The organism is Tolypothrix sp. VBCCA 56010, from assembly GCF_050875635.1.
In the GTDB taxonomy this organism is placed as follows: Bacteria; Cyanobacteriota; Cyanobacteriia; order Cyanobacteriales; family Nostocaceae; genus Hassallia.
The window spans coordinates 1-8,974 of sequence record NZ_JBPAOH010000217.1; the positions used below are offsets into that span (position 1 = coordinate 1).

Below are 8,974 nucleotides of genomic sequence, written 5' to 3' on the forward strand. Positions count from 1 at the left end.
TTTGCTCAAATTTTTGGAGAGGGAGCGTATCAAACACCGCAGATGCTTGTGATTCCCAAAGCTGGTTTGGGTTACAGTGGCAACTCTCCCCAAGCATTGCTAGTAGCGCTGCTGGAGAGAGTGAGGCAATACTTCAATGGCTATCTTCTTACAGAAACTGGGGATTTTATCAATGTTAACGGTGAAGCTTTAGAATTTTATAATTCGCTTCACTGGGAATGTTTAAACGTACTTTTAACTCGCACCCAAACTCAAACCAGGGATGGTGTAGCCTACTACAACTATATCTTCAAAATCAAAATTATCTTACTAAATGATGGCAACGGAATAATTGCATCACTAAATATTAACGACCTAGATGGAAATTAAATATCTTCCAGAAAATACTAATCCACAAAACAATGCCGCCGCTGCTGAAGTACTTTTCTCGCTCACCGGCGGTCGATAAGGTCGAATTGTCAGCTACAATCCCCCCGTAGAAATAGAACGAGCGCAAGGTGTTTTAGGTGTAGGGAGATACTTTGACGGTGACTTTCAAAGAATGGATGTTTTTCAAATATTATTTGCAAAAACTATAGTTAATGAACCGATTGGTGCAGGCACTTGGTTTATGGATGAAAATTCTAGTTACAGATATTATCAAACAGCACTAAGAGGTTCAGGAGTACTAAACCCAAACAAACAAAGATTTCGGTTTGCAGAGATAGATAGAGAGACTAATGCAGAGAAAGTATTTTTTGATGTTGAATATTTTACTCATCCAGGCGGGAGGGTGGTATCTGCAATTGCTCAACCAATTCGTGCTTTCAAAAATGCTTTTCTTATTAGCGACACAACAGGTGTTTTGTACGCACAAGATTATCAAGATATTCCGGTCAACTATGAAGTAAATTGTATCTCTTGCGCTTCTGGCTTAACCGCCATCAAGGGAGAAGCGGGGAAAATAACTTGTATCGATGCCCCTAAAGTTATTAGTGGAGTTAATCAAGCTAATTCAAAGCTAAGAGAAATATATGGCAACTGATAACGAAGTTCAAGCTATTTATCAAGCAATTGATAATCTCAATAAACGAATTGACCAGCTATCGAATCAAGGCGCTTTAGAGCAAAGAGTTTCTACCTTAGAAAAAGACATGAAAAATGTCGGAGTTTTTTTGACTCGATACGTTGAACCCGTGCTAAAAGTTCTGACTAAATTCATTCCCTTCAAGAGTACATTATGAATAGTTATCTTCCCTATGATTTAGTAGAAAGAGCGGCAGCACAAGGCTATCAACACGCTGCTTATAGGCTGAGAGATATGACTAACTCTATATCTTTTGGTTTAAGTAAATATGGGAGAATATTTACTGAAGGTATGAAAACTACTGCCAAGATAAGAGACTTACAAAAAGTAAATAAAGAGGTTCAAACCTGGAAAAAGATTGCTGATTATGCAAAAAAAATTACCGACAACTTAAAAACCGGAGCATTCAAATCAGTAAATCCGTCTCTTGCAACTACTGTAAGTGTTGGGACAACTTTATTTTCAGCTGGGTTAACAGTTTTAGCTATTAAAAGTCAGGAAGAAATACAAGAAATAGATTTACGAAAAGAAATAGTTGTGTCTTCTGAATTTAATACTCAGTTAAAGCTGATTACAAAAAACTATAACACTACCAGAAAATTAGAAGAGAGCATTAAAAAGAACGAGTTAAAAATTGAAGGTTTAGAACAAACTTTTAACGTTATTAACGGTTATGTTGCTCAAACAAGAGACATTGTTTACAACTGGAGTTTAGACTAAAGGCAGGCGATCGTAAACAAAGGAAAGCGTGTGTTGTTGGTATAAAATTTTTGGAAAGGGGGTCTGTGATTAACACAGACCCCCTTGGGCAGAAAATGAGAGAAGAACCACCAACTCTCACCTGCTAATATGAAACTAACCAAACTGAAAGAATTACGCCCGTGCAGCTTATAAGCATTTAGGCAAAGCCCATGATGCCACCTTTGAGCTAACGGATGCCATATTGCTGACCCGTAATGCTTACAGTTTGGCAGACCTATCCCTGTCTCCAGTGTTTCGACGCAAATGGCCCAGCGTCTACGAAGCGCTACAAGATAGTAGACCGCAGCGACAGAAATTAATGCAGCTATACATCAAACAGATCCGTAAAACTGCTACACGCCCCATGTCCTTGATTAGGGTTGAGCGTCTTGATGAGAAAGGTCACTTGAGAATCTCCAAACCTTTGTGGTTGGCTTGGGTGGGTCTTGAAATGCCTCCACTAGAAGAAGTCTGGCGACTTTATTTGCGTCGCTTTACTGTTGACCACTGGTATCGTTTTTTAAAGCAACGCCTACACTGGACTCTTCCAAAGCTTAGTACTCCCAAGCAATGTGAACGTTGGAGTGACTTGATGCCAATGATTACTTGGGAATTGTGGTTAGCTCGCTCAGGTCGTTGCTGACAACCCTTTACCTTGGCAGAAGCCTATGGACAAGTTAACGCCTGGAAGGGTTGCCCAGGCTATGGGAAGCATTTTAGCGGCGATTAGTACTCCTGCGCGATCGCCCAAACCTCGCGGAAAGTCTCCAGGCTGGAAACTGGGACAACCACGACAACGTAGAATTCGCTATCCAATAGTAAAAAAAAATACAACAAAGCCCCGCAAATAACAATTACAATCTGCTTAATATCAAAGATTTTCATCCTTGATCTCTGTATCTTGTCAACTCAGCATTGCTGAGTCATTTCTTGTTGCTTAGTCTAGTTCGCGGTGCGAAACCTGAAATTATTACTCTTATTGATATATGTTAAATCTTACCTGCACACAACCGAAACTTCTGCATCTCGATTCTTCCACTTTTATGGTACAGATGAACTAAATAAGAGTGCAAGGCAATCAAACAGGCGATCGCCTCCAGGACTAATGCAAACTCCGTTTGCATTGCCTCAAGCGGAGCTTGGGGGAGCGCAATCCTTGGGATCAGGCACAGGGCAGGGCACGCGGAGCCATCGCTATGCATTGAAATAAACTTGGAATTACATTTTTGGAAAACTAAATTGATTGCGATAAAGGAGAATTATGAATATTAATGAAAAATGAATTTTTCAAAATTAATTATTCAAAAATAATAATAGTGCATCGAAAAAAAGTATGTTCACAGAATATATTTTCTTTGTCTCAAGGCTTACGCAGGAGCTATTATTCGATGTTACGTAAAAAATATAGATTTGATAAAGAATTTGACATTCTGATTCAGTTAATCGGAGAGATGGATCATTCAATTTACGAAATAGATAAAATACTTTTAGATGAAAATTTATTTCAGTTGATTGAATCAGATTTATCAAAGCGTTATCGAAACACGACGAAAACTGGAAGAAATTCAACTCCAGTAGAAGTCATTTTACAAATACTAACTTTAAAACACTTACGTAATTGGAGCTATGAAAAGACAATTTTAAACGTGAACGAAAGTTTAATGTTGAGGCAGTTTTGTCGAGTTTATTTTAATCCTCTTCCTAACAAAAGTACTTTAATTCGCTGGTCACATCAAATTAGTCAAGAGACTTTAAAGAATTTTAATCAACGTCTGACTCAAATCGCGACAAAATTACAAATAACTAAGGGGAGACAGATAAGAACGGACGGTACAGTAGTCGCAACTAATATTCACTTTCCGTCTGATAACAGTTTATTAGTAGATGGAGTCAAAGTTATCTGTCGAATTTTATCACAAGCTAAAGTCATTCTTTTCTCAAATTTAAAAAATGTTAATTCAAGTCTTTTTCGTAATCGTAGTCGTACAGCTAGAAGAATTTCTAGACAAATTGATGGCCTGTCAAAAACTAGAAATCAATCTGGTCGTCAAAAACGAGAACAAGCTTACTCAAAATTGATTCAAGTGGCACGCTCATGCTTGAAACAGGCTCAAAAATTAAAGATAATTCTTGATAATTTAAATTCTCTAGATTCTCAGAAGCTACTTCAAAAAATTGCAGTCTTTCTCCCTCGTATAGAACAAGTGATTGAACAAGCATATCGACGAGTTTTAAAACAAGAAAAAGTTCCTAATAATGAAAAAATAGTCAGTATATTTGAATCTCATACAGATATTATATGTCGAGGAAAACTCAACGTAGATGTAGAGTTTGGGCATAAAGTTTGGTTAGATGAAGTTGAAGGTGGAATTATCAGTAACTATCGAGTTTTAAAGGGTAATCCTCACGATACCCAACAGTTAGCCCCAAGTCTTGACCAACATGTAGAAAATTTTGGTTCACCTCCGAAAATCGTGACTACTGACAGAGGTGTTTACTCCCAGACAAATGAAAACTATGCTGCTATGTTAGGAGTTAAAGAAGTCATTTTACCCAAGGGAGGTTATAGAAGTAAAGAACGAATCAATCATGAAAGAAAGAGAAACTTTAAAAAAGCTCGTCGTTGGCACAACGGGGTTGAAGGACGTATAAGTTTTCTGAAACGATGCTTTGGATTACAACGTTGTTTATATCGAGGAGAGTTGGGGTTTTCGAGTTGGGTCGGCTGGGGAATTATCGCTCATAATTTAACTATCATCAGCAGGAGCATCATTAAAAATAATATGAATTCTCACGCTTATCCTTAATTACTTAGTATTAATTAATCTCCGATTTCAAAAAAATTAAGCAGCACAAAATGACGAAACAAATAGAAATTCTTTGAATAGCTATCTGTTATTATGGTATAGCTTCTAGACGTAATTTTTGATTATTAATAAAGTTGTTTATCTGATTTGTTCAACAGTTTCGCACCGCGAACTAGTCTAAACTCCAGTTACAAGGCACAAGCTAAAGTTGATCTTGTGCAGCAGCAATCTGAATTTGCTATTGATGCCTTGACCAATAACCTGAAGAACGTAGTCACTCAAGCAACTAAAAATAAAAACATATTATTTAATGCTATTGAAAATCTTAAAATTAAACTTGCAAATAGCCTCCTTAGTTCTTCTAATGCAGGAATTAAAGCGCAAGTAACCCAATTAAAGACGCAAGTAGCAACTATAGAAACTAAAGCAAAAGCAGCAGAGGTAAAAACTAAAACTATAGAAACTAAGGTTGCAAATTTAGAGAAAGATCCTAGATTTGATGCTAAAGTTTTGCAAATTATACAAAACGCAGTTACAAACACACAAAACAGCGTTAATACGGTTAATACTAATTTGGTAAATGCTGTTACACGCTTAACAGAATTAGAGAAATTACCTGTACAAGTAGAGACAGTAAAGACTGAAATAGAAACGATTAAAACTGAACATCCGAAAAAATGGGGGATTACGGTTACTGAAGCTGAAGTTAGACAAGCAGAAGTAACTAAATCAACGGATAGCGCTACAATAACTTACGTGGATAGAAAATTTGCACAAGTTACAGAATCTCAATTTAGCGCTACTGAATGGGTTGGACGTTATGGAAAAAAAGCCGCATATTTGGTGGATTACGGGGTAGATAATTTAAATAACAATGACAAGGTATTGGCTGATGCTATAACAGCAACTGCAAGTAATATTGACCAACAAATCAAATTTTACAATGTTATGGGTTACAGCCGTAAAAATCTTGCGGTTGTTTATGGCTCAAAATTTGATACTGCCCCCCCTGTTGCTGGACATCCCCAACTATTCTTGCACTTCTCTCAAGACGGGGCAGCACAACCAATAGACGAACCATTGATTGAACATGAAAAAAGTTGTAGGTTGATGAAATTCTCATGCTCAAGCGAGGGAACAAAGTCGGCTATTTCTAGAACAGACATGACCGCAATTGCAAATAAAATTAAAACTTTGTTTTTAGATAATAAAAAAGGAATTACGTACACTACCGGGAATAAATCAGCAAGCTACACTGACCCAGATAACGGTTTTGCTAAAGGAAATTATTTGTTAGTCAACTCTAAAGCTGACGCAGTGAATATATACTCAAAAATCTGTAACGCTATTGATGTTCCTTATAGGGGTGATAGCCACATAATCCTTAACGACCCGGATAAAGCCAGTACTACCACTGCGACAGCCGGAAAAACGACTATTCTCGGTAAGCTCAGAAATAACAGGCGCTACAGACCAGTTGCAATACTTCGATTTAGATACGCTTATATCTCGTTAGGGAATTTGATTTCTCCAATATTTCTAATTGATACCACACTTAGAAATCAGTCGCTAGTAGAGTGGCTGTGAAATCTGGTGGAGAAATTAGGTTGAAACCTATTAGGTTTCACCACACAGGATAAGAAAAAAAAACAACTTATGGTTGTAAATAAATTTAGACAAAAAAAGGATAGCTTAAATGGGTTTTCGCGCTCTGCAAAGATATGAAAGTCAAAAAGCCAGATATGATGCTTACAAACTTTGGTTAGCAAAGACTCCGGAACAGAAACAAGCTTTATATGCTGCAATTCCAGGTATTAGTACCGGCAAGGCAAAACCAGTTCTGACAGCAGGGTATCTTATCCCCTTTAACGCCACAGGCACGATTGTTACTTATATAAAAACATCTAGGATTTTACATGCAACCCAAGGTGCCGCTGTAGGGGCTGATGTCGCTAATGCATTACGGACTGCATTAGCCGGACAATTTTTTCTTACTGCTGCGGGGACTACCCCTGTGGTGATTTCATCCCCTAAATACAAGTTCGCAAAGCTTAGTTTTACTAATAAAGATTCTTTTGTGAAGAGAGTATCCAGAATTACTGGAAATACTTATCAAAAGCCAACAACCGATACGATTTCGATGCCTTTTGGCGGGAAGACGATGGCGGATGACTTTGATACAGCAGTTGCAGATATTAAAGCTAAAACCGGTGGCGCAAATGCTTGGAAAGCTGGAAGCAACGCCACAGTTAAAAAATCTTACAAATTCACTCCGGAGGAAATTTAATTTATGTACAGCCAGATAGCTCAAAGAGAGGGATTTATTTGGGTTCCCGACGATGACATCGATCTACTTGCCGTGGAAATTGATATTGATGCCAGTGACGAAGAATTTGCTGGCATGATTGGGTGCAACAAAGCGGCTAAAGAGTGGCTGGAAAATAAAATTACTTTATCTGACTATTGCGACAAGCTGCAATTATATGGTGTGAAAGACCCTTTTGAAATTGTGGGTGAATTTTGCGATCATGTTGAATTAATCATGCACAGAGGGATTTAGGTGACCAGGAACTTACAGTTAAGGATAGAAAGTAATTGGTCTTCGCAATATAGCAATTCTTTCCCTGATTCAGCAGGGAAACCGATTTCCGGCATAAATCCCCTAAAATTTGTTGGCGAAGTGGAAGAGCATATCGAGATTGTAATTCGTTCCGCATAGGCTAATGTCTGAACCGATTTTACAACTCACTTCACAAGGTAACTGGCATCAAATTTATGATGAGTATCGTGAGGCAGTGCCTACTTCAATCCCAGATATTTATTATCCAATTCCTGCTTATGAAATTCCCTTTCTAATTGAAAAGCACATTTTAGCGGTGCGGTGTTTATCGCCAGGAGCAAAAGCTACTTGGCGATATGCCGGAACTTTGAGCCAAAGATTTCAAGTAGGTAGCGGTGGTGTGGCTTCGCCATTGCCAACAGTAGAAGCTTTTTCAATAGGCTTAAAGCTTAATCGTACTAAATTGATAGTTTTGAAAAAATACACTCAACAGTACGAATTGCTTTTTGAAACTCCACATTGGATGAAAAACTTAAGACTAAGTATTTGGCAGTATTCTGGTACTGAATCTGATAGTACAGAAGATTTAATTAGGGAATTATTTGGAGCGGAGTAAATGCCAATTGTTATTGACGATACCACTAATCCAGCGGCTTATGGCAACAGTTTAAATCTTAAACAGATACTGAGTAGTTTTGCTTTTATTCTTAAAGAAATCACCGGACAGTCTAACTGGAAGATTCCCCCATCTGTTTCACTTGAAAATATTCCGGCAGGAACCGTTGGAGACAAGGGCTTTCATAAAGTTATCCACGCCCAATCGCAGGCAGAGGCGCCCGTCAACAATTTAAGCCGCGATCCGCTCTAACCATTTGGCGCTCCAATACCCAAGATTTTGGGTGCTAATTGTGGATTATTGTGCGCCATTTGCGGGAGCGCGAAGCGTCTCCGAAGGAGAAGCCTGCCCAATTTTGGACAGGTTTTTCCCAAGGGGGAGAAGGGAGACAAGGGGGACACCGGAGCGCAGGGAATCCAGGGGCTAAAGGGAGACAAAGGAGACACCGGAGCACAGGGAATCCAGGGGTTAAAAGGGGGTAGATTATCTCTTACACGCCAATGAGGAAAAAATTGACCATAAAGCCAATCGGCTTTTTGATGAAATCAAAGAGCTCAAGCTGCAACTAAAGCACATGCAAAAAATGGATGGAAGTTAGGATGTTGTCAAGATTAACTGTTAGGTCTGTAATCGTAATTATTCTGGTAATTGGTGCTTTTGTCTTGGCGATCGCAGATCATAACTTCCGCCCCAACGAGTGGGGACTTGGCTAAAGTCGGCGTCGGTGGGTATTTAGGTCAACTACTGCCTGAGGCGAATAAGCGCCTTGGGGATTCATAAGTCCGTATTATAGTTAAGGTAGCCGCTTTTGGGCGATCGCCTTATCATTCATGTGGGGATTCACTTTACTAGTTGAAGGTGGTCAACAACGCTTTTATTAAGTTATTTATCAAATTAACTCCAAAAAACAGAGGCGTTAAAGCTTTTGCAATACACTACAATTGTGCAACTTTGTCAAGACTACACCCACATTCACAGTCAGTATCGTTGCCATAAGTTAGATTTTGGGTGAAAAGGGTGATCGCCTTCACTCATACACAACCGCAAAACTTTTTTCAGTGTGCTATTAAGTGCGCGATCGCGCTTCATTTTTCCTAGACAAAAACGGACAACCTTCTCCCAAAGGGAGACGCTGCGCGAAGGCAAATTGATGCGGTTGATCTGTTTGGTTCCAATCGCATGTC

11 protein-coding genes are annotated in these 8,974 nt (G+C 38.8%); all 11 read left to right on the plus strand.

Annotation, left to right across the window (positions count from 1 at the left end; genetic code table 11):
• Positions 1-369 (plus strand): hypothetical protein (locus tag AABK37_RS38045; protein ID WP_432556600.1); only part of this gene is annotated, 369 nt, incomplete at its 5' end.
• A 172-nt stretch (positions 370-541) separates the two neighbouring features.
• Entirely contained in the window at positions 542-1,024 is a 483-nt protein-coding gene (locus AABK37_RS38050) for a hypothetical protein (protein WP_432556601.1), read from the plus strand.
• Entirely contained in the window at positions 1,014-1,223 is a 210-nt protein-coding gene (locus AABK37_RS38055) for a hypothetical protein (protein WP_432556602.1), read from the plus strand. The genes AABK37_RS38050 and AABK37_RS38055 overlap by 11 nt, the downstream gene beginning before the upstream one ends.
• Positions 1,220-1,786, plus strand: a complete 567-nt coding sequence (locus AABK37_RS38060) for a hypothetical protein (RefSeq protein WP_432556603.1) — start codon at positions 1,220-1,222, stop codon at positions 1,784-1,786. The genes AABK37_RS38055 and AABK37_RS38060 overlap by 4 nt, the downstream gene beginning before the upstream one ends.
• A gap of 223 nt (positions 1,787-2,009) precedes the next feature.
• Positions 2,010-2,450, plus strand: coding sequence for a hypothetical protein (locus AABK37_RS38065; RefSeq protein WP_432556604.1), 441 nt, complete (start codon positions 2,010-2,012; stop codon positions 2,448-2,450).
• Between the two features lie 745 nt (positions 2,451-3,195).
• Positions 3,196-4,614 carry an ISNCY family transposase gene (locus AABK37_RS38070; RefSeq protein WP_432556610.1) on the plus strand — a complete coding sequence of 473 codons (1,419 nt, stop codon included), beginning with the start codon at positions 3,196-3,198 and terminating at the stop codon, positions 4,612-4,614.
• Positions 4,615-4,830: 216 nt separating this feature from the next.
• Positions 4,831-6,201: a hypothetical protein gene (locus AABK37_RS38075; protein WP_432556605.1), complete on the plus strand. Its 1,371-nt coding sequence runs from the start codon at positions 4,831-4,833 to the stop codon at positions 6,199-6,201.
• 109 nt (positions 6,202-6,310) lie between these two features.
• On the plus strand, positions 6,311-6,901 hold the full coding sequence (locus AABK37_RS38080) for a hypothetical protein (protein WP_432556606.1): 591 nt from the start codon (positions 6,311-6,313) through the stop codon (positions 6,899-6,901).
• Positions 6,902-6,904: 3 nt separating this feature from the next.
• On the plus strand, positions 6,905-7,174 hold the full coding sequence (locus tag AABK37_RS38085; protein ID WP_432556607.1) for a hypothetical protein: 270 nt from the start codon (positions 6,905-6,907) through the stop codon (positions 7,172-7,174).
• Positions 7,175-7,337: 163 nt separating this feature from the next.
• Positions 7,338-7,790, plus strand: coding sequence for a hypothetical protein (locus tag AABK37_RS38090; protein ID WP_432556608.1), 453 nt, complete (start codon positions 7,338-7,340; stop codon positions 7,788-7,790).
• Positions 7,791-8,042 (plus strand): hypothetical protein, encoded by a 252-nt coding sequence (locus AABK37_RS38095; protein ID WP_432556609.1) that lies wholly within the window; start codon positions 7,791-7,793, stop codon positions 8,040-8,042.
• Positions 8,043-8,974 lie beyond the last annotated feature (932 nt).